Raw genomic sequence first — 1,061 nt, 5'->3', positions numbered from 1 at the left:
GCTGGAAAGGCTGGGGCATATCCCACCGGCAGAAGCCGAACGGGCATATTATGCTTCCATCGGGAATAAGGATCTGGCAGCCTGAGTTCCCAACTAAAATACTCTCCCGGAAAACCGGGGCGGTTCACTTAACATTAACTCTGTTTGTATAGCGTAACTGCCATGTTTGTTTATGGGATACATTCAGGCAGACATGTTTGTAAACTGGAAATGCAATATGTTTGCAAACGGGAACACTGGCATTCACTGATCATGTTTGCAAACTGGCACGCCTCGTTCTATAGCTCATGTTTGTAAACAGGAAGCCGCTTACTGGTATGCAGATTTGTAAAGGGCAAAGCATACTCATGCCTCTTGTGGCTATAAGCTGGTTAAGTGTGTGGGGTATCTGTCTTACGCTGCGCTGCCCGTTATCCTGTTTACAAACATTGAGTCTCCTGCCGTAAGCTCGTTTCCTCTTTTTTCCAGTTTGCAAACATGTCTCTGCGCTTATACTACCCGATAGCCAATGATCCAGTTCGCAAACATGTGTCTGACTACCTGTCCTCCTCCAGCCGACTATCCAGTTTGCAAACATGAATTTGAACATCTGCGCTCGGAAAGCCCATTATCCAGTTTGCAAACATGTAGCTCGGGGCCATTATGATTTTTACAGGTCATCCAGTTTGCAAACATTTATTCTGAACTAAATCCTCAATACGTTTATAAAAAACACATCAAGAGAAATCGTCAATAAAATCAGAACCTTCCATTAGCTTGCAGCGGGAGTTTCGGTTATGGATGTTTAAATACCACTCTTTTCCTTTCTTAATAACCGAAGCATCGAGATAACCAGTTGCTTGCAGATCATCAATAGCTTTTTTGATAGTGCGGTTTTGCTGCGCATTATCTGAAGTAAGCATCAGACGCTTTTTGATACGTGCAAACGAAAGCGGAAGTGGTTTTTGGGGAAGGCTTTCAATAAAGGTGTAAAGGGCTTGAGCTGATCCTTTGTTAGCCAGACGGCGAAGTACAATCATCTGTGTCAATACCGATCGAATTCTGACCCACCCTGCCAAAGT

1 pseudogene is annotated in these 1,061 nt (G+C 44.0%); it reads right to left on the bottom strand.

Features of this window, described 5'->3' with window-relative positions:
• Window positions 1-716: 716 nt before the first annotated feature.
• Window positions 717-1,061: pseudogene (locus H2P46_RS22775) on the bottom strand (protein RepA); the annotation flags it as partial.

This window comes from Mixta mediterraneensis (assembly GCF_014946725.1).
GTDB classification, from domain to species: domain Bacteria; phylum Pseudomonadota; class Gammaproteobacteria; order Enterobacterales; family Enterobacteriaceae; genus Pantoea; species Pantoea mediterraneensis.
Note: the sequence above shows the minus strand (reverse complement) of the source record. Positions and strands in the feature narration are given on the sequence as shown.